Genomic DNA, 24,240 nt, shown 5'->3' with positions numbered 1-24,240 from the left:
CTCAGCGGCGCCCACGCCTGACGCGGCCTAGCGCCGAGACGTCAATTTGATACTGATCGAAAAAGCCGTTTGGCCAGTTTGACAGGCTACCATCACTGCCAATTGCGAGAGTTTCATGGAAGGGCTGGTCCAAAGTTTCACCCGCACCGAACCAGTGTACGACGGCACTGGTTGGCTCGAGATAACCGTGTTCAGCGATTGCGCGGCGGATGCCGTTCACGAGATGGTCCGAGTGTGTTTCGACCAGAACCTGTACACCTCGTTCCGCAAGCCATGCGAGGAAGACGCCCATACGAGACTGCCCGGCGGGATGCAGATGCGCCTCTGGATTTTCGACAATTAGGAGGCCGCCGGGTTCGGCGATGAGCCCGGCAAGGATAATCGGCAGCGCGTAGGAGATGCCAAACCCCATATTGGTCGCGCGGACCCAATCAGAACCAGGATTGCGAAAGCGCAATTCCGCGACGGTGGAGGCTGCCATCCGTTCACCGGTCACTTCGATCGGGCGCGTGATCTCGCTGAGCCATTGCTCGACCTCATATTTGAGGAGCCGCTGTGAAGGCGCATTATACAAAGGATGGGAGCGCTCCGGGTTTTCAATCAGCATGTCACCAAGGACGCTAAGGACATGAGCGCAGTATTCACCCTTAACGCCAACTTCCAGTTCTGTATCGGGAAGTGGCGATACTTGGCTAATGCCACGGGGTCCAAGGCGTTCAGCGCTTAGATACGTGAAAGTTCTGGGCGCGCCGGTAAATGCCTTGGGAGGGTTGTTCGGCCGCTCAGCCACCTCGAGATAAAGATCTTCCTCGTTCGGAACGGCAAAACGCCACCTTGCTGCCGTGCCACCGATCCCGGCGGCATTGACCTCGATCGGGCCTGGCCACATCCAGTTGAGCACGTCCTCAGCCATTCCCAATTCGAGATTGAACGGCCCATTCAGGCTCAAGGTGCGGGCGGTGCTTGTAGAAGCATGAGCTGCGAGTAGAATAGCCTGCAGCAACGAGGTCTTGCCGGCTCCGTTTAATCCGGTGAGCACGGTAAGTGGTGCGAACTCGAAGGGCTCATGCTGAAAACGCTTGAAACCGCTGACGGCGATACCGGTTATCACTTCATGGCATCCGCGAGAATTTTGCGAGTTTGATCAAGGCGGTATGCTACTCGATTGGCGTCGCCGGTACCGACGGTTACTGCTCGAAGATAATCGCCATTGTCAAACGCTCTTCGGAAAGCTGTGACGATCTTATCACGATGCGGTAACATGTCTTCAAGCTTGAGATCGGCAAGCGCATTGGCTTGTGCTTCGAAAACGGCGCGATTGATCGGTCCGCGTCGAGGCTCGCGTCGATCGGCGTCCATTGGCCAACGGCGGAAGGCTGCCTGACCGAGAATTTCTTTCGCCGCTACCATTGCCTTATCGAAGGCAGATGCCAGCGTTCTAAGTTCGGTATCCGTCAGCACAGGCTCAGCCGTCTTGTCTATGCGCTTGGTGAAATTCATGAGGAAAGCATCGAGACTAGGAAACTGGCGATACTGTTCGATCGTACTATACCGGAAGGCGCAGAACCTTAGCGCGAGCTCGCGATTGGCCATGCGCCCGCTGTCGCGCACCTTCGTGCCTTCTGCAGTCCGTTTCCAGTAATGCTGCTCTGTTGCGGCGTCGAAAGCATCGCTTTCGACCAAATTCCCGAGGAACGAGCGAGAGCGCACGTCGCTCATTGCATGCCGAATCTCCTGAGCTGAAAGGGGGCTGCCGAGCGTGTTTACACGATTAAAGATGTCGTACTTCACTTCGTCCGGCGTTTGCGGCTCGATGACATGAACAACGATCTGCGTGCTCCGGAATCGGCGCACCGCTGCCGTATCGAGCTGGCTGTACGTCAAAGCGTCTAGGTCCGAAAGATATTCGAGATCGACCTCGGCTAAGCGATGGTCGTCCTTCATAAAAGTGGCGATTGTCGAAAGGCGTTGGACACCATCGACAACTTGATAGGAACCGCTCTCGGACTGATTAAAGTAGAAGGCCGGGAGCGGGATGCCGAGCAAGATCGATTCTATGAGGCGAGTCCGCTGACGTTCCTTCCAGACATATTCCCGTTGAAAATCGGGCGACAAGTCAATGTCGCCGTCTTCGATTTGCCCAACGATCTCCCGCAGCGTGAAGGATTTGGTTGTGATCCGGATCTTGCTGGGATCCCACGGCTTGAGGGAGCCGGAATGACTGCTGGCTTCTTCGCTACTGTCCAGGCCATCGATGTCCTCGTCGGGTGTAAGATCCTTCAAGTCGTGTCCGCTCATTCTGGCGCCTTCGCTCAGCCCTGTTTGTCACCTCGATGCACTAAAGCAGAATTCGTTGCCGTACGTGAGTAAATTTCGAAGGGCTGTTGCCTGTTTTGAAACGCGGCTTAACGGCGATTGCCGCCCGAAAGCAGACGAGCCGCTAGTCACCAGACTGTACGATCCGCACCTCACTGAGGCCTGTTACCGTCAGGCGTCAACCTCAGCGCTGCCTCCATCTGAAACACACCTGCCATTGGCCAATACGCCTTCTGGGCAATAAGCTGATCAAGCGAGTTCGTGCACGCTGAAGAAGTTCGTGTTTGCGGGCTCGGCAAACTTAGACCCCATCCGACGCGCCAGCCAGGCATCCGCTCGCGCTATGCCGTCGACCATATCCTCCGCTGGCTTGCCGTCGATGTGGATCAGTTCGCGCGGCGACAGGCGGAAATGCCCACGCGATTCCGACCGAGGCAGGATCACGGCGCGGTTGCCCGCCTTGCTCAGCCAGAAGCGGCAGTCGGTCTGGACATAGCAGCCCTCGTCTCGCGGTAGGTAGACCGTGATCCCGGTCCGCCCGAACCGACCATCCGCGGTGGTGCCGAACTCCAGCGCGACGACGTCGGTGCCGGACAGGGCCGCCGTCCGCGCCATCTGGGCGCGCTCTTCCTGGTCGAGCGCCTCACCACCCGTGACGACGACGCCGTCTTTCAGCTTGCGGTTGCCGAGCAGAAGCCGGGTCGCCGCAACGGTGTAGGCGCGGAGGATGGCGTCGTCGTGTTGGGTCATTGTCGCTTACTCCTGTTTTCATCCCGCAATCCGGGATCGCCTGCATCTCCTTCCCATCAAGGCAGGCGGTCAGTGACCGACCCGCCACCACTTGATCGTGGGCGCGGCGACGCTGTCGATCGCGCCGCGCAATTCGCGCAGATCCTCCAGGCTGCCGCCGAACCGTTCGGCAGGGGAAGCGCCGCCCAGCGCATCGAGCGGAAGGTCGAGCGCATGGCGGATCGCGCGGCTGTCGTGATTGAGCCGCCATTCCAGCCGCATCAGGATGTTGATGAACAGGCGCAGCCGCTCCACGCGAGCGGTGTCCACCGGCGACCACAGCCGACCAAGATGAACCATGTCCTCGGCTTCGGCGCGATCGATACCGAGCAGGCGCATGGCATGGCCGGGATTGATGCCATGGGTCAGCATGATCCGACCGGCGAGATCGACCAGCGCCGTGCCGCCCCCGTCCTGTGTGCCTGTCACCGGAAGTGCGCCAGATGATCGGCCCACATTGCCTCGACGATTGCCTGTCCGCGATCGTGGATCATGTCCTCGTCGTACAGACCCTGGCGGATGCCGAGACCCGTGAGGCGCCTCGGCACAATCAGGGCGTGGGCATGGAGCGGGAAGGCGGCGTTGATCGTCCCCGGCGCATGCAGGATCAGGACGGACGCGAGCTGGCGATCCCGGGCAAACCGATCGCGCAGGAAGGCGCGGGCGCGTTCCCAGCCGACATGCACCCGCTCGACGTCGCCGAGCGGCAGCGTCAGATAGGTGAGCAGCGCCTTCTCGCGGTCAACGGCATGTGCGTCCATCTGCCCCAGCAGCGTCGCCGGATCGGCGAGGCTGTCGTCGGCACCCGCGGGGAGAAGCACCTCGATCCGCTCGACGTTCGGCGACCAGGCGGCGAGATCCGCGCCCGCGACGACGGGACCGAGATGCGCCTTGCGATAGCCGAACTCCAGCGCGCTGTTGACGCGACCGGCATAGGCCCGCCGCAGGACAGCAAATACCGTCCCCGCCGGGGACGGCCCGGACGGGTTGAGGTAGAGCCAGCTCTGCGGATCGGCATCGGTCGGCGTCGGCTTGACCGGCAGCTTGCGGGGCTTGCGCGCGGCCATGTCAGCGTCCCCGCCAATAGGTCACGATCCGCACGATCTCGGCGGCGGCGCGGCAGACCCCGTCGCAGCGCTCGTCCCAGGTGACGAAGGGCGGCGTCGTCTGGAGCGCCAAGCCGCCGCCCCGGATCTCGACGAATGCGCCGACCTGCTGCGGGACCAGCCACAGGCTGTCGTCACGCCGTCGCATGAAGACGAGGTCGGTCATCGTGAGGGGCCCGTCCGGCCCGACCAGCGCGACATCGACCGTGACCGGGTTCATCGTCTCCGGGAACAGCCCGGTACGCACGAGCATGACGTCGCGCCCGAAGCGGGTGCAGGCGTCCTCCATCTTCATGCCGAACAGCGGCGGATCGCAGGGCGTGGCGGCGATCAGCAGATTGGCCGAGGCGATGTCGAGCATGCCAGCGGGCAGACCGGCCAGTGCGCCGATCGGCACGGGCGCTTCGTAGAGCGCGGTGAGCGGCAGCGACAGGACGCGCAGCGAGGGATCGAGCGACGGCTCGATCGGGGAGGTCAACATGTAGGGCACTTTCGGCGAGAGGATCACCGGCCCGTCTCGGGTCCGGATCAGGCCGCCTGTTTTTTCATTCAACCGGCAGCTTCGCCGTGCGCAGCTGCTCTTCCCTCGGTACGTCTGATTGCACGCGTTGCGACGTGCCATTACCCTCGCGATATGACCCTTCGCCTGCGATCGATCCTTGCTGCGGCTGCCGCGACCTTATTGGTCGCCGCTGCCCCGGCCGGTTTCTATGCGCGTCAGGCGCAGCCGATCTGGAACCGGATTGCCGGTGCACCGGCCGGCTTGCGGCTCGAGGCACCGGATCGACAAACGCACGTCCTCGCCCGCTACACGGAAACGGAGAAAACGGACGGCGAAGTCACCCTGCGCGTGCGCGGCAAGCTCGGATCGGGCACCGTGTCGCTCGGCCCAGGCGTTGGCTCGGAACTCCTGTGGGCACCAAATTCACGAGCGTTTGCGGTGACGACCAGCGATGGCGGTGCGAACGGCCTCTACCGTGCGATCGTCGTCGCGCTGGGACGGGGCGGGCTAAAGGTAACGGACCTTTCGCCGCTCATCCGATCAGCGTTCGGGCACCCGGTCAAATGCGGCTGGCCCGAATATCCCAATGTCGCGATCGTCCAGTGGCGCGACGGATCGCAGAAGGTCATCGTCGCCGCCGAGATCATAGCCCACAGCAATTGCGACAGCTTCGGCACCTTCAAGGCCTATGAGGTTGACTGGCGTGCGAGGCGGATCACCCGGACCTTCGACCAGATCGAAGCCAAGCGATTGTTCGGGCGGTCGATGGGCATCGAATTACGCAATGCTCCCAACGAATGCATTCGATCGCCCCGGCGGTGCTGGGTCGCTACAAATCATGAGCCGGACCCCAGTGCCAAGCCGTCAGAATCAAAAGCGACGCGACGTCGGACGCGGTCATGAGGAAGTCCTTCGTTCAAAAGGACATAGGCTCGAAAATCGTCTTGCGTGTGTTTTGCGTGGAAGCAATCGTCCTTCACGGCCTGTTCTCGTCGCGTTCTCTCGCGTTTGCGCGTTCGGATAACGCAAAATCAACGGCTTAGGCGGTCCCATCTTCGTTGACATCGCAGGGGTCGCAAGTTCAATCCTTGCCACGCCCACCGTCGAAAACCCCGCTAGGCCAACGGCTTGGCGGGGTTTTTGGTTTTCAGGCTGCACCGCTTACCAACCGCTTTTTCCCCAACGTTCGGGCGTCCGGGGTACCCCATCCAGACGGGGAACCCGGCTCGGTCCGGCGGTGGCCGATCGTCTTGGGGCAATCGGCATGAGGGAAAGCCGGTGCTTTGACGTATAGTCCCGACATGACCGACCATCTGGATCACGATCTTGGCCGATTGGCGCAGCCGAGGCTGCCGCGGGCGCTGGACGATGTGGAGCGGCGCGTGGCGCTGGCGATCGAGGATGCGCCGTCGGCGCGCGTGGGGCCATCTGCGCGTGGGCTGGTGCTGACCGGGATCGCGGCGCTGGCGCTGGGGCTGGTCGGAGGAGGCGTGATGGCCGGGCGGGGCGAAGTCCGCGAACGACCCACGGTGATGCTGGCGGCGCTGGACGCTGGCCTGGCACCCTCGACGCTGTTGCTGGGCCGGTGAACGGGGCCATGCGACGCCATGTCCTGACCCTGCTGATCGCGTTCGTGGCGGCACTGGTGGGCGCCTTTGTCGGATGCCGGATGTTGCGACCCGCCGAACCGCATGCCAGCGACATCCACGCACTGGTCCACCGTGAAATCCGCCTGGACCCGGCGCAGGCCGAGGCGCTCGACCGGCTGGAGGCGCAGTTCGCCGCGACGCGCGGAGCGCTCGATGCCCGGCTGCGGGGTGACAATGCCCGGCTGGCGGCGGCGATCGAGGCGGAGCATCGCGACGGGCCGCGGGTCACCCAAGCGATCGACGCGGTGCATCACAGCATGGGCGATCTGCAAAAGGCGACGCTGGCGCATGTGTTCGCGATGCGCCGCGTGCTTCGCCCCGACCAGGCGGCGACCTTCGACCGGATGGTGGTCGGCAAGCTGACCGATCCGGGCCGGTGAGACGGAGGCGGTGAGCCGCGATCTGGCGGCGTTGCCCGATGGCGACCTCGTCGCGCTGGCCCTGGCGGGGCGGCCGGGGGCCTATGCGGCGATCGTGACCCGGCACAAACAGGCGCTGTACCGCCTGATCCTGGCGCATGTCCGCGATGCCGACGAAGCGCTGGACCTGGTGCAGGAGAGTTTCGTCGCCGGGCATGGCGCGCTGTCGCGGTTCGATGCGTCGCGGTCGTTGCGGGCCTGGCTCAGCCGGATCGCGCTCAACAAATGTCGCGACTGGGCGCGGCGGCGGCGGGTGCGTGCGATGCTGTCGCGGGTCTTGCCCGTCGACACGGTCGAAGCGATCGCCGACGACCGGATCGACGGCGAGGCGGCGGCGATCGAACGCGACTCGCTGGCCCGCACCCTCGCCGCGCTGGACGCGCTGCCCGAGGGACTGCGCGCGCCCTTGATCCTGTGCGCGGTCGAGGGGCTGAGCCAGGCCGAAGCGGCCGAAGCGCTGGGGCTGAGTGCCAAGGCGGTGGAATTGCGCATCCGTCGCGCCCGCGCCGCGCTGCGCGAGACAAGGATCTGAAAAAAAAGACCATGAGGGGAGGCGTATCCGCCCGCGTATAGGCCGGCATGATCGATGTTCCGACCGTGATGCGCCGCCGTGACCTGTTGGCTGGAGGATTGGGCCTGGGGGCGTTGTCGGCGCTGCCCGCCTGGGCGCAGAGCCCCATGCACGGAGTTGCCGGGCGCGATGTCCTGACCGGCCCCGACATCACCCTGACCGTCGCGCGCCAGCATATGATGATCGACGGCAGGTCCTATCACGCGATCGGCATCAACGGCTGGACGCCCGCCCCGCTGATCCGCCTGCGCGAGGGGCAGAGGGCGCGGATCACCGTCATCAACACGCTGGACGAGGAAACGTCGATCCACTGGCACGGACTGCTGCTGCCGTTCCAGATGGACGGGGTGCCGGGGATCAGCTTTCCGGGCATTCCGGCGGGTGGGCGTTTCACCTACGAGTTCCCGATCGCCCAGGCCGGCACCTATTGGTATCACAGTCACTCGGGCTTGCAGGAACAGGAGGGGCATTACGGCCCCATCGTCATCGATCCCGCCGGGCCGGATCCGATCGCTTTCGACCGCGAACATGTGATCGTGCTGTCGGACCACAGCCCGCTCCACCCCCATGCGATCTTCCGGCGGCTGAAGATGCAGGGCGGCTATTTCAACTATCAGAAGCAGACGCTGGCCGGTCTGCTGGCGGGGCGGGACCAGCCCTTGTCCGAGCGGTTGCAATGGGGCGCGATGCGGATGGACCCCAGCGACGTGTCGGACGTGACCGGCTCGACCTATCGCTACCTGATCAACGGTCATGGCCCGGCGGACAATTGGACCGGGCTGTTCGCGCGGGGCGAGCGGGTGAGGCTGCGGCTGATCAACGCCTCGGCGATGACCAACTTCAACATCCGCATCCCCGGCCTGTCGCTGACCGTGGTGCAGGCCGATGGGCAGGATGTGCAGCCGGTCGCCGTCGATGAATTGCAGATCGCGGTGGCCGAGACCTATGACGTGATCGTCACGCCGGTCGAGGAGCGCGCCTATACGCTGGTCGCCGAGACCTGGGACCGATCGGGCATGGCGCGGGGGACGCTGGCGCCGCGGGTTGGCATGGCGGCGGCGGTGCCTGCGCTGCGCCCCCGGCCGCTGGCGACGATGAAGGATATGGGCATGGGCAGCATGGGCCAGGATGCCGCACCCGCCGCCTGTCCGCCCGAACATGCCGCGATGGGACATTGCCAACCGTCCACGGGCGGGATGGAAATGGGCCAGGGCGCGACGGGCCATGGGAGCATGGACCATAGCGCGATGAAGCAGGGCGCGATGAAGCATGGGATGCGCGACTTCGCCAATGCGCCGGGTCTGCCGCGCACGCCGGTCGTGCAGACGGTCGCGCCGATGCCGGTCGACCGCACGGGCGAGCCGCCACAGGGGCTGGCGAATGTCGGCCACCGCGTGCTGACCTATCGCGACCTGATGAGCGTTGCGCCGAATCCCGACCGGCGAGCGCCCTCACGAGCGTTGACCATCCATCTGACCGGAAACATGGAACGCTATATGTGGGCCTTTGACGGGGTTAAGCTGAACGCCGTCACCGCGCCCATCCCCTTCCGGCTGGGCGAGCGGGTGCGCGTGACGCTGGTCAACGATACGATGATGGCGCATCCCATCCATCTGCACGGGCATTTCTTCGAACTGGTGACGGGGCATGGCGATCATGCGCCGCGCAAGCATACGGTCAATGTCGCGCCGGGGGGCACCGCGACCTTCGACCTGACCGCCGATGCGGAAGGTGACTGGGCCTTTCACTGTCACCTGCTCTATCACATGCATGCGGGCATGATGCAGGTGGTGAGTGTCCGTCCCGACAATGCGGGGGAGGTCGGCGCATGATCCTGCTCGCGCTCCTGCTCGCTGATCCGATGGGGCAGCATCATGGCATGGACATGCCCGGCATGACGATGCCCGTCGCCAAGCCCACTCCGGCGAAGAAGCCGTCCGGCCGGGCGGCGAAGCGGTCGCCGCGAAAGCCCGCTCCGTCGCGGAAAGCGGGCGCGATGACGCATGGCGCGATGTCGGGCATGACAATGCCGGGCATGGCGGTGCCATCCTGCTCGCCGGAACATGCGGCCATGGGGCATTGCAACCCGGCCGCCGCCTCGCCGCCCGGCGGGTCGTCGGCAGGGAGCATGCCTGGCCATGACATGTCCGATGCGACCGCCCCCGTCGCCTCCTGCCCGCCCGAACATGCGGCGATGGGCCATTGTGTCCCCGCATCGGCGGCCATGCCGGCCGGGCATGGCGCGGACCATCAGGCCGCCATGCCGGAGATGCCCGGCATGTCCATGGAGGGCATGGGAGCGGCGGCCATTGGAGCGGGAGGATGTTCGCCCGAACATGCCGCCATGGGCCATTGCCAGGCCGCCCCCGTCACCGGAGAGGCGGTCGTCGGCAACGCGCCGCCGCCGTCTCCTCCCACCAGCCGCGCGGCCGACCGCTATTATGATCCCGCAGTCATGGCCGCCGCCGACCGGCGGATGCGGATGGAGCATGGCGGCATGCGCTTCTCGCAGATCCTGTTCAACCTGGCGGAATTGCAGGTGCGCGACGGCCGCGATGGCTATCGCTGGGACGGGGAGGGCTGGTTCGGCGGCGACGTCGACCGGCTGGTCGTCAAGTCGGAAGGCGAGGGCACGCTTGGCGGTTCGATCGGCGAGGCGGAGGTGCAGGCGCTCTATGCCCGTGCGATCGATCCCTATTGGAATCTCCAGGCCGGTGTGCGGCAGGATGTCGGGCAGGGGGCACGACGCACCTATGCGGTGGTCGGGGTGGAGGGGCTCGCCCCCTATTGGTTCGATGTCGAGGGCGCGCTGTTCCTGTCCGATCGCGGCGACGTGCTGGCCCGGGCCGAGGCCTGGGTTGATCAGCGGATCACCCAGCGCGCCATTCTGCAACCCAGGGTCGAGGTGAATCTGGCGGCGCAGGACGTGCCGGACCAGCGTATCGCGGCGGGTGTCTCCGATATCGAACTGGGCCTGCGGCTCCGCTATGAGATCGCGCGCGAATTCGCACCCTATGTCGGGGTAAGCTGGGAGCGCCGCTATGGCCCGGCGGGCGGCGGCGGCGCGGCGCTGGCACTCGGTATCCGAACCTGGTTCTGAAGGCGTGGCCGGTCAGAAATAGCGCAGCCAGCGCAGATCCCGCCGGCGGCGCTTGAGGTCGGCGAACCAGCGCGTGGGGATATAGAGCGGCACGATCAACGCCGCATACATCAACCACATCGCCCCGACCGAGGGCAGGCCGAAGACCTGCCCCTGATTGGTGCCCCAGATCGCGACCGCGGCCAGGTACATGCCCCGCAGGACGTAGAGATGGAGCAGGTAGAAGGCCATCGGCGCGCCGCCCATCACCGACAGGGCCCGCGTGATCGGCCCGCCCCGCCCCTCGAAAAAGGCCAGCAGCAGCGCCGCGACACCCAGCGTCAGTAGCAGGAACAGCAGCGACGGCGGATATTTGGTCAGTGCCAGGAAACTCATCACGCTGCGCAGATGATCGCCCTGAACCGGCGTCCACGCCGTGTCGCCATAGGCGTTGATCGTCCTGAGCAGGACGAAGGCCAGGAGCAATCCGACCCCCAGCGCCGCGAACCGGCGTTGTCGCTCCTCGCCCGCGCGCCGGAACCAGGGGCCGACCGAATAGCCCAGCGCGATCACGCCGATCCAGGGCAATATGGGATAGGTCGTCTTGATGGTGATGCCCATCCAGTCGAACGCCGCACGGTGGTGCAGCAGCGCCCAGAGCTTGAACCCGGTGCTGTCGGTCGGGAAGGCGATGGGGTCGAGCAGATTGTGCCCGGCGACGATCGCGACGCCGATGGCGGCCACCGCCACGCGCGGCAGATGGATCAGCCCCGCCAGCGCGATCATGCACATGCCGATCGCCCAGATGACCTGCAACCATAGGGTGTGCGGCGGAAACTGTGCCGACCAGGCGAAGCTGACCAGCGTCACCTCCAGCAGCATCAGGAACAGGCCGCGTGTCAGGAGGAAGCGGCTCGTCTCCGCCCGGCTGTGCGTCTGGCCGTAGAGCCAGGCCGACAGGCCGGTCAGCGCGACGAAGGTCGGCGCGCAGAGCGACGCGAGCGTCCGGCTGAAGAACAGGGCGGGGGCGACGATCCGCGCGTCCATCGGGTCGCCCACTGCCCAATGGGTGCAGAAGGTGTCGCGCACATGGTCGAGCAGCATGATGATCATGACAAGCCCGCGTACCGCGTCGATGCTGGCGAGCCGGGCGGCGGCGGCGGGCGGCGTCACCGTCCGGGATACGTCATGGGGCAGGGCCAGGCTGGTCATTCGGGCGTGTCCGGCCATTCGGCATCGATGACGAGCAACAGCCGGTCCTCGCCGCTTCCCGCGATCGGCGGCGATCGGTGGATGATCGCCCGGTCGCCCGCCCGTTCGCGGCCCTTGAACAGGCCGACATCCCCGGCCGACAGGGCGCGCGGCTCGGCATCATGGGATGCGCCGTGCGGCAACCATTGGGTCGCCTGCCCGCAATAGGTGGAGATCATGCGCAGGCCGACATAATCGGCGTGGAATTTCCAGCAGCCATTGCCAGTCACCCGCTCGATCCGCACCTGGACCCGGTCTTCGCCCGTCCAGGTGGCGTAAAGTGACGCCAGATGCTGGACATCGGCGGCGAGTATGGCGTGCCAGGGCTCGGGGGGCAGGGGCGCAAGCGCGTCCTGCACATGGCTGGCCACCCACTGCGTTCCGGCGGCGAAGCGGATCGCGGGGAAGTCGTCAAGGTTGGGCCTGGGCAAGGGCGAGGCGCGCCGCCAGACAGCCAGCGTGACCTGCGGCTCGTCGACGGCGGCGAGGATGGCGGGGTCGCTGTCGATGCGGACATGATCGGGAAGAGCGTGTTCGAGCAGGCTGGAGGGCGGCGGGAGCGTTCGGGAATCGGCCGTCGGGATCATGCGCATCATCTTCAATCGTTCATGTAACGGTGTAACATTACCAGAATGATGCCGCGAACGAAAGCGCGCCGATTTCCAGGCATGGGGCCAAAGCAAAGGGGCGGCACCTTGCGGCACCGCCCCTTGTCATGACGCCGAAGCGAGTCGGTTTATCCGGCGTCCTGGTCCGGGAAGGCATTGGTCGGCTTCGACCCCCAGAGCGCGTAGAACAGGATGTAGAGTTCGCACACGGCGGTCAGCAGGAACGACTGCTGCAGCCCGTAATGATCGGCCAGCCAGCCATGCACCGCGACCAGCGCGCCGCCCGCGATCGCCATGATCAGCAGGCCCGAGCCCTCCTCGGTCAACGGGCCGAGGCCACGGATGCCGAGCGTGAAGATGGTCGGGAACATGATCGAGTGGAACAGGCCGACCAGGATCAGCGACCACATGGCGATCGGGCCGGTCGTGAAGACCGTCGCGAGCATCACGATGAACGCGCCGATCGAGAAGACCGCCAGGACGGTGCCCGCAGGCACCTTCTGCATGATCGCGGAGCCAACGAAGCGGCCGACCATCATCCCGCCCCACAACAGGGTCAGGTAACGGCCCGCGGCCTCGGTCGTCATGTTGCCGATGTCGGGGCGGCTGACGAAATTGACGAACAAATTGCCCACGCCGATTTCGGCGATCAGATAGATGAAGATCGCGCCGATGCCGAACACCAGGTTGCGATGCTTCCACAGCGAATGCTTCTTGCGCTCTTCCTTGGCGACGCGGCTGGTCGACGAACCCATGGCGGGCAGCGGGAAGCGCGCGATGACGAGGGCGAGCACGACCAGCACCACGGCGACCAGGCCATAAGGCAGGACCACCGCATGCGCGTCGGCCAGACGCTCGGCCTGGGTGAGCGCCTCACCGGCCTGCGCCGTGCCGCCCTTGGAGCGGCCGAGGATCAGATAGGCGCCGAACAACGGGGCCAGCATCGTGCCCATCGAGTTCATCGCCTGGACGAGATTGAGGCGCGACGACGCGGTGTCCGCCGGGCCGAGCACCGCGACATAGGGGTTGGCCGCGACCTGGAGCAGGGTGATGCCGCTGGCGATCACGAACAGCATCAGCAGCGTGACGCCATAGGAGGGAAGGCTCGCCGCCAGCATCATGCCGACCGCGCCTGCCGCCATGACCAGCAGACCCGTGACCAGCGACTTCTGATACCCGATCCGCTCGATCAGCTTGGCCGAGGGGATGGAGGCGAAGAAATAGGCGATGAACCACACGCTTTCGATCAGCGAGGCCTGGAAATAGCTCAGTTCGAACACGCTGCGCAGGTGCGGCAGCAGCGTTCCGTTGATGACGGTAATGAAGCCCCACATGAAGAACAGGCTGGCCAGCAGCGTCAGCGCGGACCCATAATGGCCCGACCCTCCCGTCGCGGGCGTTGCGCCGGGGGCGCGGGACGTGACGGGTGCGGCCATGCATTCCTCTCCTTCAGGCGGGCGGGTCTGGCGAAAAACAGTTCGCGCGCCGCTTGCTCCGCGTTTTTTGTCTGACTATAGTGACGCAAAAGGCGCGTCAATGGCGTCTGGCGAAAGGGTGAGGCATGTCGGTGGCGTCAATCAAGAGCTTTCTTACGCTGGTAGCGGTAACGACGGTAATGACCTCCACGGCCGCTCTTGCGAGCGAGGCGAAGCGCACGCCTGCCGGCCAGGTCGCGGGCGCGACGATCGAGGCGGTGACGTTGACCAACAAGGCGGGGCTGTCGGCCCGCATCCTGACCTATGGCGCGACGCTGCAGTCGGTGATGGCCCCGGATCGTGACGGAAGGCTGGCCGATGTCCTGCTCGGCTATGACAAGGCCGAGGATTATGTGAACCACCCGAATTTCTTCGGCGTGACGGTCGGCCGGTTCGCCAATCGCATCGCCGATGGCCGCTTCACGCTCGACGGGCGCAGCTATCAGCTGAGCCAGAACGACAAGACCAATTCGCTCCACGGCGGGACCAAGGGCTTCGACAAGTCCGTCTGGCGCATCGTGTCGATGAAGGATGGCCCCACCGCGAATGTGGTAATGGCGCTGATCAGCCCCGATGGCGACCAGGGCTATCCCGGCAAGGTCGACGCCACCGTCACCTATTCGCTGGACGAGGCGGGGGCGCTGACCATCGCGTTCGAGGCGAAGACCGACAAGCCGACCATCGTCAACATGACGAACCACGCGATCTTCAACCTGAACGGCGAGGGTTCGCCGCTGGGCGCAACCTTCCACAAGCTGACCATCCCGGCGGCGGCCTATACCCCGGTCGATGCCAAGCTGATCCCGACCGGCGAGCGCCGATCGGTGCAGGGCACGGTGTTCGACTTCCGCCAGCCCCGCGTGGTGGCCGAGGGCATTCGCGACGGCAACGACCAGCAGATCCGCTACGGCCAGGGCTATGACCATAACTTCGTGCTCGACAAGGGCCTGACCGCAACGCCGCAACTGGCGGCGCGACTCGAGGACCCGGCGTCGGGTCGCGTGCTCGAAGTGCTGTCGACCGAACCGGGCGTGCAATTCTATACGGGCAATTTCCTCGACGGGACCTATCTCGGCAAGAAGGGCCATCTGTACCGAATGGGCGACGGCATCGCGCTGGAGCCGCAGAAATTCCCGGATTCGCCCAACAAGCCCGACTTTGTTTCTCCGCGCGTCGATCCCGGCAAGCCCTACCGGCATACCATGATCTATCGCTTCTCCACCGTTCGCTGACCGAAAGCCTGACATGACCGACACGCCCCCCCAGAAACTGCGCAGCCGCGCCTGGTTCGACAATCCCGACAATATCGACATGACCGCCCTCTATCTGGAGCGGTATCTGAATTTCGGCCTGTCGCTGGAGGAGCTTCAGTCGGGCAAGCCGATCATCGGTATCGCGCAGACCGGCTCGGACCTGTCGCCCTGCAACCGCCACCATCTGGTGCTGGCGGAGCGGGTGCGCGAGGGCGTGCGCGAGATGGGCGGCATCGTCCTGGAATTCCCGGTCCACCCGATCCAGGAAACCGGCAAGCGCCCGACCGCGGGCCTCGACCGCAACCTGGCCTATCTGGGCCTGGTCGAGGTGCTGTACGGCTATCCGCTCGACGCGGTGGTGCTGACCATCGGTTGCGACAAGACGACTCCGGCCGCGCTGATGGCGGCCGCCACCGTCAACATCCCTGCGATCGCGCTGTCGGTCGGGCCGATGCTGAACGGCTGGCACAAGGGCGAGCGGACCGGCTCGGGCACCATCGTCTGGAAGGCGCGCCAGATGCTGGCGGCGGGCGAGATCGACGATGCGGAGTTCATCCGCCTGGTCGCCTCTTCGGCGCCCTCGACCGGCTATTGCAACACCATGGGCACCGCGACCACGATGAACTCGCTGGCCGAGGCGCTGGGCATGTCGCTGCCCGGTTCGGCGGCGATCCCCGCACCTTACCGCGATCGCCAGGAAGTCGCGTACCTGACCGGCAAGCGCATCGTCGAGATGGTGCATGAGGATCTGAAGCCCTCCGACATCCTGACCAAGGAGGCGTTCCACAACGCGATCAAGGTCAACTCGGCCATCGGCGGCTCGACCAACGCGCCGATCCACCTGGCCGCCATCGCGCGCCATATCGGTGTCGACCTGCCCGTGCAGGATTGGGAGACCGAGGGGCACAAGATCCCGCTGCTCGTGAACCTCCAGCCCGCGGGCGAGTATCTGGGCGAGGATTATTATCGCGCAGGCGGCGTGCCCGCCGTGGTCAACCAGCTGATCGAGCAGGGGCTGATCCACGAGGGCGCGATGACCGTCAACGGCCGCACCATGGGCGAGAATTGCCGGGGCGTCGCGATCGAGGACGAAAAGGTCATCCGTCCCTTCGACCAGCCATTGAAGGAAGAGGCGGGCTTCATCGTCCTGTCGGGCAATCTGTTCGACGCGGCGGTGATGAAGACCAGCGTGATCTCCGAGGAGTTCCGGGATCGCTATCTGTCCAACCCCGACGATCCCGACGCGTTCGAGGGGCCTGCTGTCGTGTTCGACGGGCCGGAGGATTATCATCACCGGATCGACGACCCGGCGACCGGCATCACGCCCGAGACGCTGCTGTTCATGCGCGGCGCGGGCCCGATCGGCTATCCGGGCGCGGCGGAAGTCGTCAACATGCGTCCGCCCGCCTATCTGATCACCGAAGGCGTGCACTCGCTGCCCTGTATCGGCGACGGTCGCCAGTCGGGCACGAGCGGATCGCCCTCGATCCTGAACGCCAGCCCCGAGGCGGCGGCCATGGGTGGTCTCGCGCTGCTCCAGACCGGCGACCGGGTGCGCATCGATCTGAACAAGGGCACCGCCAACGTCCTCATCCCCGAGGAGGAACTGGCCGAGCGTCGCAAGGCCCTCGCGGCGGCGGGCGGGTACAAATACCCGGCGTCACAGACCCCGTGGCAGGAGATTCAGCGCTCGGTGGTCGGCCAGATGTCGACCGGCGCGATCCTGGAGGGCGCGGAGAAGTATCAGCGCATCGCCCAGACCCGGGGCCTGCCGCGCGACAACCATTGATCGCGGGCACTGATCGCGGGCATTGACGGTGGGGCCGGGCGGGGATGGCGCGTCCGGCCGATATCCTGTCCGGCGGTGAAGGCCGGGCAGGGCGCCTCAGCCATTCTCCAGCCAGGCCAGGGCGGCATCATGGGACAGGAAGGCGTCGAGAAAGGCGCGCCGGTAATTCTGCCGAACCTGGGATTTCAATGGGCTTGAATCGACGACTAGCGCCAGCCGGTCGCCGGGGCGATAATGGTTCGTGATGCCGTCGTGCATGGTCTGCACCATCTCGATCGGCATGATCGGCGCGCCTCGCCGGTCGACCAGGGCCCTGGCATGACCCATGCGGGCGCGGGCCTCGTCCAGGAACGGCCGGAACGCGGTCCAGTAGCGTTCGGCGATGGCGGGGGTCCATATACCATGGGCACGGACATGGATGATGTATTGCTCGTCCAGCCATATGGCGAATGACGGATCTTCGATTTTCATATGCTTCTCGCGGCCATTCGGCCGGATATAAAAGGCCATTCTTATCTAAGACGTTAAAGCCAAAAACTGGTCTTTTGGCGCGTTGCGGGAATACCGATCCGACCATGGTCGCAAATCGGCATGGTCGGGCCCTCTTGACCTCACTCGGGCGACGATCGATACCGCTAACAAAATTAGAAGAGGAAGAGATGGCGAGCAATTTCACCACCCTGACGGATGCTTTGCCGGATGATTGGCGGAGCGGCCGGTTCGTCGGGCGGATCGATCGCGGCGAGGGACCTTGTCCGATCCTGGTCGAGGGGGGGCAGGTTTTCGACATGAGCCGCGTCGCGCCGACCGTCTCCGCGCTGGTGGCGAGCGGGACGATCGACGCTGCGCTGGGCGAGGCGCTGGGCGATCTCGCCGAACTCGCCCTGTCGCCGGAGCCGGAGGCGGTGCATCGCTTGCTCTCGCCGATCGACCTGCAATGCGTGAAGGCGGCGGGGGTGACCTTCGCGGTCTCCGCACTGGAGCGGGTGATCGAGGAGCGGGCGCGGGGCGACCATGCCAAGGCGGCGGGACTGCGCGCCACGCTGGAACAGGCGTTGGGCGGCAATATCCGTTCGGTCGTGCCCGGCTCGCCCGAGGCGGCGCAGCTCAAGGAGGTGCTGATCGCCGAGGGCCTGTGGTCGCAATATCTGGAGGTCGCGATCGGCCCGGATGCGGAGATCTTCACCAAGTCGCCGGTGCTGTCGACGGTGGGCTGGGGGATGCCGGTCGGCGTCCGGTCCGACTCGACTTGGAACAACCCGGAGCCCGAAGTGGTGCTGGTCGCCGATGCGCATGGGCGTGCGGTCGGCGCGACGCTGGGCAATGACGTGAACCTGCGTGATTTCGAAGGGCGCTCGGCGCTGCTGCTCGGCAAGGCGAAGGACAATAACGCCTCCTGTTCGCTGGGGCCGCTGGTGCGCCTGTTCGACGAAGGCTTCACCATGGACGATGTCCGGTCGAGCGAGGTCAAGCTGACCATCACCGGCACCGACGGCTATGTGCTGGAGGGCGCCAGCTCGATGGACCAGATCAGCCGCGACCCGGAGGATCTGCTGGGCCAGGCGCTCAGCGAGCATCATTATCCCGACGGGCTGGTCCTGTTCCTCGGCACGCTGTTCGCGCCGACCCAGGACCGCGACGAGCCGGGTCGCGGTTTCACCCACAAGGTCGGCGATAGTGTCGTAATCACCAACCCGCGCCTCGGCACGCTGGTCAATCCGGTGATGACCAGCGCCGACGCGCCCGCTTGGACCTTTGGTCTGGGCGACCTGATGCGCAATCTGGCCCGGCGCGGCCTGTTGTGACGGAGTCCGACGAGATGTTGCAGAAGACCAGCGCGGCCGACTTGACCGCCCGCTATCCCAGCCTGATCGACAAGCGGGTCATCGTGACGGGCGGCGGATCGGGCATCGGCGAAGGGCTGGTCGAGGCCTTTGTGGCGCAGGGCGCGCGCGTCGCCTTCGTCGACATCGCCGAGGAGGTGAGCCAGGCGCTGGTCGATCGGCTGTCCGCCGATGCACGCCATGCACCGCTCCACCGCCGCTGCGACCTGACCGATCTCGACAGCCTGAAGGCGATCTTCGCCGATCTGGAAGCGGCGCTGGGCGGGGTCGATATCCTGGTGAACAATGCCGGGAACGACGATCGCCACAGCATCGAGGACGTGACCCCGGCCTATTGGGACGAGCGGCTGAACGTCAATCTGCGCCACCAGTTCTTCGCGGCGCAGGCGGTGATCCCGGCGATGAAGCGGGCGGGCGGCGGCGCGATCCTGAACTTCGGGTCGATCAGCTGGCATCTCGGCCTGAACGACCTGGTCCTCTACCAGACCTGCAAGGCGGCGATCGAAGGGCTGACCCGCAGCCTTGCGCGCGATCTGGGCCGCGAGAATATCCGGGTGAACACCATCGTCCCCGGCAACGTCCAGACGCCGCGCCAGGAAAAATGGTACACGCCCGAAGGCGAGGCGGAGATCGTCGCGGCGCAGTGCCTCGACGGGCGGATCCAGCCGTCGGACGTCGCGGCGCTGGTCTTGTTCCTCGCCTCGGACGACGCGCGGATGTGCACGGGCCACGACTATTTCATCGACGCCGGCTGGCGCTGATCGAAGGCACGAGAACAAGAAGGAGAGAGAGTGATGCAGCGGGCCGAACATTGCCTGACCGTGGGTGCGACGCTGGGCGAAGGTCCGATCTGGGTCGATGACGTGCTCTGGTTCGTCGATATCAAGCAGCAGCGCATCTATGCCCATGATCCGGTGGCGGGCACGCTCGACCATTGGGCCGCGCCCGAAATGGTCGGTTGGGTCGTGCCCGCGCAGCGTGGCGGTTTCGTCGCGGGGCTGAAGTCGGGCCCGCATCATTTCGATCCCGCGACGGGTGGCTTTGAGCGGTTGGCGGAGGTCGATGCCCATCTGCCCGCGAACCGCCTGAACGACGCCTGTGTCGATGGACAGGGGCGAATCTGGTTCGGCACGATGGACAATGACGAGGCCGCGCTGTCGGGGCGGCTGTTCCGCTGGGCGGCGGGCCTGGTCGAGCCGACCGCGGCCGATCCGGTGTGCATCACCAACGGGCCGGCCATCGCACCCGACGATTCGATCCTTTATCATGTCGATACGCTCGGCAAGACGATCCTGGCGCATCCGATCCTGGGTGACGGCACGCTCGGCCCGGCAACCGAGTTCGCGCGTTTCGGCGATGCCGACGGCCATCCCGACGGCGCGATCTGCGATGCCGAGGGCGGCGTGTGGGTCGGCTTCTTCGGCGGCTGGGCCGCGCGCCGCTATGGGCCGGACGGTGTCATGACGGACGAAGTGCGCTTCCCCGTCTCGAACATCACCAAGATCGCACTGGGCGGCCCCGATGGCCGCACCGCCTATGCCACCACCGCGCGGCAGGGGCTGTCGGAGGAACAACGCGCCGAACAGACCCAGGCGGGCGACATCTTCACCTTCCGCGTCAAGGTGCCCGCCAAGCCGCTGCATCGCGCGGTCATCTGACCCCATTTCCCGAACCCGGCGTCTCGGGTGGCCCGCTCCCTTCGGGGGGCGGGCCTTCTTATCCCTCCATGGCGCTGCGGGTATCCTCCAGGGCCAGATCGACGAGCAGCCGCATGGCCTCTCCCGCAGCCTCGACATCGCCCGCGGCGATCGCGTCATAGACCTTCACATGGTCGGGTACGGGATTGCGGGGCAGCGCGCGCGACCGCTGCTTGAACTGCGTGGTCCAGGCGACCGCCGCACCGATACTGGCGGACAACACGACCAGCGCATCGTTGCGCGTCGCGGCCAGCACCGCATTGTGGAAATCGCGGTCCGCCGCGCGTCCGGCTTCGGTCGCCAGCGTATGACGCCGCATCGCGGCCAGCGCATCGCGCATGACCTTCAGATCGGTCTTGTCGCGCCGCTCGGCCGCGAACCGGGCTGCGGCGGGCTCGACGATGGCGCGCAGCTCGAACAGGCTGCGCACGAAGTGGATGTCGGGCTCGCCCGAAAAGGCCCAGGCCAGCACATCGGGGTCGAGCAGGTTCCAGCGGTTGCGCGGCAGGACCCGGGTGCCCGTCTTGGGGCGGCTTTCGACCAGCCCCTTGGCGGTCAGCACCTGCACCGCCTCGCGGTAAGCGCTGCGCGACACGTCGAGCGCCTCGGAAAAGGCGACCTCGCCCGACAGCGTGTCGCCGGGCTGGTATTCGCCGGACACGATCGCCGCGCCCAGCTTGTGCGCGATCGCGCCGTGCAGGCGACGGCCCGTGCCGCGCCGCGCCCTGGGCGTCGTCGCGGCCATGTCATCCATGGTCTCTATCGCCGGGGCGACGGGGGGTTCGTGCTTCTCGATCTCGTTCATCGCCTGTGTCTCGCCTCTCCGGCCCTATCCTCGCGCACTACGTTTAACATTGCCATCCCATCGTCAAATCAATATGTCCGAGTAATATAAAGGAGCTTCCCCTATGACCGATTTCCGTTCGATCGACGCCGCCACCGGACAGCCGGTGGGCGACGCTTTCGCGGTGCACGGGCCAGCCGATGTCGATGCGGCCTGCGCGGCCGCCGAGGCGGCGTTCGACGTCTATCGCGCGACGTCGCGCGAAGAGCGCGCCGTCTTCCTCGACAGGATCGGGGCCGAGATCATGGGCATAGGCGACGCCCTGATCGAAGCGGCGATGCGCGAGAGCGGTCTGCCGCGTGCGCGTCTGGAGGGCGAGCGTGGCCGTACCGTCGGCCAGCTCGGCCTGTTCGCCAAGGTGCTGCGCGCCGGTGCCTATCTCCAGGTCCGCATCGACCCCGCCATGCCCGACCGCCAGCCGCTGCCGCGCCCGGATCTTCGCCTGCGCATGGTGCCGCTGGGCCCGGTCGCGGTGTTCGGCGCGTCCAACTTCCCGCTCGCCTTCTCGACCGCGGGTGGCGACACTGCCTCGGCGCTGGCGGCCGGTTGCCCGGTGATCGTCAAGGGCCATCCCGCCCATCCGCAGACCGGCGCGCTGGTCGCTGCCGCGATCGAGCGGGCGGTGGCGGCGTGCGGCCTGCCCAAGGGCGTGTTCGGCCATCTGACCGGCCCCAGCAACGAACTGGGCGGCGCCCTGGTCCGCGACCCGCGTATCACCGCCGTCGGCTTCACCGGCTCGCGCGCCGGAGGCCTCGCGCTGGTCAAGATCGCGCAGGAGCGGACGGTGCCGATCCCGGTCTATGCCGAAATGTCGAGCATCAACCCGGTCGTGCTGATGCCCGAGGCGCTGAAGGCGCGTGGTGCGGCGCTCGGCACCGCCTTTGTCGGCTCGCTGACCATGGGCGCGGGGCAGTTCTGCACCAATCCGGGCCTGTTGCTGGCGATCGAGGGCGAAGGACTGGACGCGTTCGTCGAGGCGGCCCGTACCGCGCTGACCGATGCCCCGGCCCAGACCATGCTGACCCCCGGCATCCACGCCGCCTATACCAAGGCGTCGGAATCGCTGGCGGGCCACGACAAGGTCGAGACGATCGCGAGAGGAAAGGTGGGTGAGGGCGTCACCGCCGGTCGCGCCGCCTTCTTCCAGACCACCGCGGACGCGTTCCTCGCCGACGAGGCGCTGGGCCATGAAGTGTTCGGTGCCGCCTCCATCCTGGTCCGCTGCCGTGACGAGGCGGAGCTGATCGCGGTGCTCAAGGCCGCCGAGGGGCAGCTTACCGCGACGATCCAGATGGACGAGGGCGATACCGACATGGCCGCGCGGCTGGTGCCGGTGCTGGAGCGCAAGGCAGGCCGTATCCTCGCCAATGGCTGGCCGACGGGTGTCGAGGTCGCCCATGCGATGGTTCATGGCGGGCCCTTCCCGTCGACCTCGGACGCGCGCACGACCTCGGTCGGCAGCCTCGCGATCGACCGCTATCTGCGGCCGGTGTCGTACCAGAACCTCAGTGCGGCGCTGCTGCCCGAGGATTTGAAGGACGAAGCGGCGGGCACGCTGCCCCGCCTGGTCGATGGCCAGCCGGGCTGAGGCATGATGGGGCGCGTTCCGATCGGGAGCGCGTCCCTTTTTTTTGTTGAAAGACGATAAGGGGAGGAATTGATGGCGGATCGCCTGTTGCAGCATCGCGCACCGGATGGGACGCGCTCGGTCATTCTCGCGCGTGGCCCCCGGGCCGCGTTCGTGCCCGGCGTCGAAACCGTCATCGCGCTGGCGGAACGTGCCATTGCCGAGGGCCACTCGCTGCTCGATACCGCGCTGGCCTGTGGTGAGGGCGCGGAGGTCGATCTGGCGGCGGAACTGGCGGCGGGGCATCTGATCGCCCCGATCGACCATCAGGACCCGGCGCACTGCATCATGACCGGCACCGGCTTGACCCATCTCGGCTCGGCCGAGGGGCGCGACAAGATGCACCGCGAGGCTGCTGCTGCGGCGCACCAGACCGACTCGATGCGGATGTTCCTGGAAGGCGTGGAGGGCGGCAAGCCTGCCCAGGGCCAGGTCGGCCAGCAACCGGAATGGTTCTACAAGGGCGATGGTTCGCAGCTCGTCGGCCCCGGCGAGGCGCTCGAGATGCCGGCCTTCGCCCAGGATGGTGGCGAGGAGCCCGAACTGGCGGGCATCTATCTGATCGGCCCCGACGGCACCCCCCATCGCCTTGGCCTGTGCCTCGCAAATGAGTTTTCGGACCATGTGACCGAGCGGCACAATTATCTGTGGCTCGCGCACAGCAAGCTGCGGCCCGCCGCCTTGGGGGCGGAATTGCTGCTGGGCGAGGTGCCCGATCATATCGAGGGGACGAGCAAGGTTGTCCGCAACGGCGAGACGCTGTGGGAAAAGCCCTTCCTGTCGGGCGAGGCGAACATGTCGCACAGCCTGGCCAATCTGGAGCATCATCACTTCAAATATGCGCTGTTCCGTCGTCCGGGGGACGTGCATGTGCATTTCTTCGGTACCGCCACGCTGTCTTTCTCCGATGGCATCCGCACACAGGAAGGCGATGTGTTCGAGATCGCAGCGGCGCCTTTCACCCTGCCGCTCCCCAATCCGCTGGTACGGACCGAGGACAAGCCGGTGACGGTCGGGCGCCTCTGAACCGCGCGATTATCGCCTGACATGTCATCAAGGGCGTCCTTCCCGGCCGGGAAGGACGCCCTTGGTATATCCGGCTCCTGGTTCTTCAGGTGATTCCCGCCTTGAAAGCGAGTTGATTCGGCCCCGCACGCCCGATCGGGAATAAGGTTCCGGTGAGAACATGCCGACCGATGCCTGCTAGGCATTTGTAAAAATTGCAATTTCTCAGTTTTTTACGAAAAAATGAAAATCGGCTGTTGACCGTATTGGAGGTGGGGCCTAGAGGGGCTTCACCGCGACGGAGCGGGCCGCTGCGGCGGCCTGGGTGTTGGCGGTACTGGCATTGAGATGCTGGCGCACGGAAGTTTCTAGGCCGGGAGGTTTAGGGATGGAAGGGGTGCCGGTATTTGTTGTCG

25 protein-coding genes are annotated in these 24,240 nt (G+C 65.9%); 13 read left to right on the top strand and 12 right to left on the bottom strand.

Annotation, left to right across the window (positions count from 1 at the left end):
• Window position 1: 1 nt before the first annotated feature.
• From ABDV78_RS01210 to ABDV78_RS01185, 6 genes are all read right to left on the bottom strand, one after another.
• Window positions 2-1,111, bottom strand: coding sequence for a DUF3696 domain-containing protein (locus ABDV78_RS01210; RefSeq protein ID WP_343525344.1), 1,110 nt, complete (start codon window positions 1,109-1,111; stop codon window positions 2-4).
• Entirely contained in the window at window positions 1,108-2,298 is a 1,191-nt protein-coding gene (locus tag ABDV78_RS01205) for a DUF262 domain-containing protein (protein WP_343525343.1), read from the bottom strand. Before ABDV78_RS01205 ends, ABDV78_RS01210 begins: the two co-directional genes overlap by 4 nt.
• Window positions 2,299-2,565: 267 nt before the next feature.
• Window positions 2,566-3,066, bottom strand: coding sequence for a hypothetical protein (locus ABDV78_RS01200; protein WP_343525342.1), 501 nt, complete (start codon window positions 3,064-3,066; stop codon window positions 2,566-2,568).
• Window positions 3,067-3,135: 69 nt separating this feature from the next.
• Window positions 3,136-3,534, bottom strand: a complete 399-nt coding sequence (locus ABDV78_RS01195; protein WP_343525341.1) for a hypothetical protein — start codon at window positions 3,532-3,534, stop codon at window positions 3,136-3,138.
• Complete coding sequence (locus ABDV78_RS01190) at window positions 3,531-4,172, bottom strand: hypothetical protein (protein ID WP_343525340.1); 642 nt, start codon at window positions 4,170-4,172, stop codon at window positions 3,531-3,533. Before ABDV78_RS01190 ends, ABDV78_RS01195 begins: the two co-directional genes overlap by 4 nt.
• A 1-nt stretch (window position 4,173) precedes the next feature.
• The gene (locus tag ABDV78_RS01185; RefSeq protein WP_343525339.1) at window positions 4,174-4,692 is read right to left on the bottom strand and encodes a hypothetical protein; all 519 of its coding nucleotides are present in this window, start codon (window positions 4,690-4,692) and stop codon (window positions 4,174-4,176) included.
• Window positions 4,693-4,845: 153 nt separating this feature from the next.
• On the opposite strand from ABDV78_RS01185, the gene ABDV78_RS01180 reads away from it, so the two are divergent.
• The 5 genes from ABDV78_RS01180 to ABDV78_RS01160 all read left to right on the top strand — a co-directional run bounded on the left by ABDV78_RS01180 (window position 4,846) and on the right by ABDV78_RS01160 (window position 9,184).
• Entirely contained in the window at window positions 4,846-5,616 is a 771-nt protein-coding gene (locus ABDV78_RS01180; protein ID WP_343525338.1) for a hypothetical protein, read from the top strand.
• Between the two features lie 398 nt (window positions 5,617-6,014).
• Window positions 6,015-6,302, top strand: a complete 288-nt coding sequence (locus ABDV78_RS01175; RefSeq protein WP_343525337.1) for a hypothetical protein — start codon at window positions 6,015-6,017, stop codon at window positions 6,300-6,302.
• 8 nt (window positions 6,303-6,310) lie between these two features.
• Window positions 6,311-6,742, top strand: a complete 432-nt coding sequence (locus ABDV78_RS01170; protein ID WP_343525336.1) for a periplasmic heavy metal sensor — start codon at window positions 6,311-6,313, stop codon at window positions 6,740-6,742.
• 10 nt (window positions 6,743-6,752) lie between these two features.
• Entirely contained in the window at window positions 6,753-7,313 is a 561-nt protein-coding gene (locus ABDV78_RS01165) for an RNA polymerase sigma factor (protein ID WP_343525335.1), read from the top strand.
• Between the two features lie 68 nt (window positions 7,314-7,381).
• The gene (locus ABDV78_RS01160) at window positions 7,382-9,184 is read left to right on the top strand and encodes a copper resistance system multicopper oxidase (RefSeq protein ID WP_343525466.1); all 1,803 of its coding nucleotides are present in this window, start codon (window positions 7,382-7,384) and stop codon (window positions 9,182-9,184) included.
• Window positions 9,185-9,224: 40 nt separating this feature from the next.
• Here ABDV78_RS01160 and ABDV78_RS01155 read toward each other — a convergent pair whose 3' ends face one another.
• A complete protein-coding gene (locus tag ABDV78_RS01155; protein WP_343525334.1) occupies window positions 9,225-9,482 on the bottom strand; it encodes a hypothetical protein in 258 nt (85 codons plus the stop codon).
• 13 nt (window positions 9,483-9,495) lie between these two features.
• On the opposite strand from ABDV78_RS01155, the gene ABDV78_RS01150 reads away from it, so the two are divergent.
• A complete protein-coding gene (locus tag ABDV78_RS01150) occupies window positions 9,496-10,452 on the top strand; it encodes a copper resistance protein B (RefSeq protein WP_343525333.1) in 957 nt (318 codons plus the stop codon).
• A gap of 12 nt (window positions 10,453-10,464) precedes the next feature.
• On the opposite strand, the gene ABDV78_RS01145 is transcribed toward ABDV78_RS01150, so the two are convergent.
• From ABDV78_RS01145 to ABDV78_RS01135, 3 genes are all read right to left on the bottom strand, one after another.
• A complete protein-coding gene (locus tag ABDV78_RS01145; RefSeq protein WP_343525332.1) occupies window positions 10,465-11,643 on the bottom strand; it encodes a heparan-alpha-glucosaminide N-acetyltransferase domain-containing protein in 1,179 nt (392 codons plus the stop codon).
• Window positions 11,640-12,278: a DUF1826 domain-containing protein gene (locus tag ABDV78_RS01140; protein WP_343525331.1), complete on the bottom strand. Its 639-nt coding sequence runs from the start codon at window positions 12,276-12,278 to the stop codon at window positions 11,640-11,642. The genes ABDV78_RS01145 and ABDV78_RS01140 overlap by 4 nt, the downstream gene beginning before the upstream one ends.
• 140 nt (window positions 12,279-12,418) lie before the next feature.
• The gene (locus ABDV78_RS01135; protein WP_343525330.1) at window positions 12,419-13,726 is read right to left on the bottom strand and encodes a sugar MFS transporter; all 1,308 of its coding nucleotides are present in this window, start codon (window positions 13,724-13,726) and stop codon (window positions 12,419-12,421) included.
• 179 nt (window positions 13,727-13,905) lie between these two features.
• Between ABDV78_RS01135 and ABDV78_RS01130 the strand changes: the two genes are divergently transcribed.
• A complete protein-coding gene (locus tag ABDV78_RS01130; RefSeq protein ID WP_343525329.1) occupies window positions 13,906-14,997 on the top strand; it encodes an aldose epimerase family protein in 1,092 nt (363 codons plus the stop codon).
• 13 nt (window positions 14,998-15,010) lie between these two features.
• Window positions 15,011-16,807 carry an IlvD/Edd family dehydratase gene (locus ABDV78_RS01125; RefSeq protein ID WP_343525328.1) on the top strand — a complete coding sequence of 599 codons (1,797 nt, stop codon included), beginning with the start codon at window positions 15,011-15,013 and terminating at the stop codon, window positions 16,805-16,807.
• A 96-nt stretch (window positions 16,808-16,903) separates the two neighbouring features.
• Here the strand turns inward: ABDV78_RS01125 and ABDV78_RS01120 are convergent, their stop codons facing one another.
• Window positions 16,904-17,278 carry a hypothetical protein gene (locus ABDV78_RS01120; protein ID WP_343525327.1) on the bottom strand — a complete coding sequence of 125 codons (375 nt, stop codon included), beginning with the start codon at window positions 17,276-17,278 and terminating at the stop codon, window positions 16,904-16,906.
• A gap of 188 nt (window positions 17,279-17,466) precedes the next feature.
• Between ABDV78_RS01120 and ABDV78_RS01115 the strand changes: the two genes are divergently transcribed.
• From ABDV78_RS01115 to ABDV78_RS01105, 3 genes are read left to right on the top strand one after another with little or no spacing between them, the layout of a single operon-like run.
• Window positions 17,467-18,612, top strand: a complete 1,146-nt coding sequence (locus ABDV78_RS01115; RefSeq protein ID WP_343525326.1) for a fumarylacetoacetate hydrolase family protein — start codon at window positions 17,467-17,469, stop codon at window positions 18,610-18,612.
• A 14-nt stretch (window positions 18,613-18,626) separates the two neighbouring features.
• On the top strand, window positions 18,627-19,412 hold the full coding sequence (locus ABDV78_RS01110; protein ID WP_343525325.1) for an SDR family oxidoreductase: 786 nt from the start codon (window positions 18,627-18,629) through the stop codon (window positions 19,410-19,412).
• A 33-nt stretch (window positions 19,413-19,445) separates the two neighbouring features.
• Entirely contained in the window at window positions 19,446-20,309 is an 864-nt protein-coding gene (locus tag ABDV78_RS01105; protein WP_343525324.1) for an SMP-30/gluconolactonase/LRE family protein, read from the top strand.
• A gap of 58 nt (window positions 20,310-20,367) precedes the next feature.
• Here ABDV78_RS01105 and ABDV78_RS01100 read toward each other — a convergent pair whose 3' ends face one another.
• Window positions 20,368-21,102, bottom strand: coding sequence for a FadR/GntR family transcriptional regulator (locus tag ABDV78_RS01100; RefSeq protein ID WP_343525465.1), 735 nt, complete (start codon window positions 21,100-21,102; stop codon window positions 20,368-20,370).
• Between the two features lie 154 nt (window positions 21,103-21,256).
• Between ABDV78_RS01100 and ABDV78_RS01095 the strand changes: the two genes are divergently transcribed.
• Window positions 21,257-22,780 carry an aldehyde dehydrogenase (NADP(+)) gene (locus tag ABDV78_RS01095; protein ID WP_343525323.1) on the top strand — a complete coding sequence of 508 codons (1,524 nt, stop codon included), beginning with the start codon at window positions 21,257-21,259 and terminating at the stop codon, window positions 22,778-22,780.
• Between the two features lie 72 nt (window positions 22,781-22,852).
• Window positions 22,853-23,845 carry an AraD1 family protein gene (gene araD1, locus ABDV78_RS01090; protein ID WP_343525322.1) on the top strand — a complete coding sequence of 331 codons (993 nt, stop codon included), beginning with the start codon at window positions 22,853-22,855 and terminating at the stop codon, window positions 23,843-23,845.
• The last annotated feature ends 395 nt before the right edge of the window (window positions 23,846-24,240 follow it).

It is taken from the genome of Sphingomonas sp. (assembly GCF_039594485.1).
In the GTDB taxonomy this organism is placed as follows: domain Bacteria; phylum Pseudomonadota; class Alphaproteobacteria; order Sphingomonadales; family Sphingomonadaceae; genus Sphingomonas.
The sequence above is the reverse complement of the archived record's forward strand: the minus strand, read 5'-3'. Positions and strand labels throughout refer to the sequence as shown.

Bases quoted from the DNA above. Each gene is read 5' to 3' on its own strand.
- ABDV78_RS01150 (WP_343525333.1), top strand. From the start codon at position 9,496: ATGTCCGATGCGACCGCCCCCGTCGCCTCCTGCCCGCCCGAACATGCG.
- ABDV78_RS01105 (WP_343525324.1), top strand. From the start codon at position 19,446: ATGCAGCGGGCCGAACATTGCCTGACCGTGGGTGCGACGCTGGGCGAA.
- ABDV78_RS01180 (WP_343525338.1), top strand. From the start codon at position 4,846: ATGACCCTTCGCCTGCGATCGATCCTTGCTGCGGCTGCCGCGACCTTA.
- ABDV78_RS01120 (WP_343525327.1), bottom strand. From the start codon at position 17,278: ATGAAAATCGAAGATCCGTCATTCGCCATATGGCTGGACGAGCAATAC.
- ABDV78_RS01160 (WP_343525466.1), top strand. From the start codon at position 7,382: ATGCGCCGCCGTGACCTGTTGGCTGGAGGATTGGGCCTGGGGGCGTTG.
- ABDV78_RS01125 (WP_343525328.1), top strand. From the start codon at position 15,011: ATGACCGACACGCCCCCCCAGAAACTGCGCAGCCGCGCCTGGTTCGAC.
- ABDV78_RS01190 (WP_343525340.1), bottom strand. From the start codon at position 4,172: ATGGCCGCGCGCAAGCCCCGCAAGCTGCCGGTCAAGCCGACGCCGACC.
- ABDV78_RS01140 (WP_343525331.1), bottom strand. From the start codon at position 12,278: ATGATGCGCATGATCCCGACGGCCGATTCCCGAACGCTCCCGCCGCCC.
- ABDV78_RS01095 (WP_343525323.1), top strand. From the start codon at position 21,257: ATGACCGATTTCCGTTCGATCGACGCCGCCACCGGACAGCCGGTGGGC.
- ABDV78_RS01130 (WP_343525329.1), top strand. From the start codon at position 13,906: ATGACCTCCACGGCCGCTCTTGCGAGCGAGGCGAAGCGCACGCCTGCC.
- ABDV78_RS01100 (WP_343525465.1), bottom strand. From the start codon at position 21,102: ATGGATGACATGGCCGCGACGACGCCCAGGGCGCGGCGCGGCACGGGC.
- ABDV78_RS01155 (WP_343525334.1), bottom strand. From the start codon at position 9,482: ATGCTCCCTGCCGACGACCCGCCGGGCGGCGAGGCGGCGGCCGGGTTG.
- ABDV78_RS01110 (WP_343525325.1), top strand. From the start codon at position 18,627: ATGTTGCAGAAGACCAGCGCGGCCGACTTGACCGCCCGCTATCCCAGC.
- ABDV78_RS01185 (WP_343525339.1), bottom strand. From the start codon at position 4,692: ATGTTGACCTCCCCGATCGAGCCGTCGCTCGATCCCTCGCTGCGCGTC.
- ABDV78_RS01200 (WP_343525342.1), bottom strand. From the start codon at position 3,066: ATGACCCAACACGACGACGCCATCCTCCGCGCCTACACCGTTGCGGCG.
- ABDV78_RS01145 (WP_343525332.1), bottom strand. From the start codon at position 11,643: ATGACCAGCCTGGCCCTGCCCCATGACGTATCCCGGACGGTGACGCCG.
- ABDV78_RS01170 (WP_343525336.1), top strand. From the start codon at position 6,311: ATGCGACGCCATGTCCTGACCCTGCTGATCGCGTTCGTGGCGGCACTG.
- ABDV78_RS01135 (WP_343525330.1), bottom strand. From the start codon at position 13,726: ATGGCCGCACCCGTCACGTCCCGCGCCCCCGGCGCAACGCCCGCGACG.
- araD1 (WP_343525322.1), top strand. From the start codon at position 22,853: ATGGCGGATCGCCTGTTGCAGCATCGCGCACCGGATGGGACGCGCTCG.
- ABDV78_RS01205 (WP_343525343.1), bottom strand. From the start codon at position 2,298: ATGAGCGGACACGACTTGAAGGATCTTACACCCGACGAGGACATCGAT.
- ABDV78_RS01115 (WP_343525326.1), top strand. From the start codon at position 17,467: ATGGCGAGCAATTTCACCACCCTGACGGATGCTTTGCCGGATGATTGG.
- ABDV78_RS01175 (WP_343525337.1), top strand. From the start codon at position 6,015: ATGACCGACCATCTGGATCACGATCTTGGCCGATTGGCGCAGCCGAGG.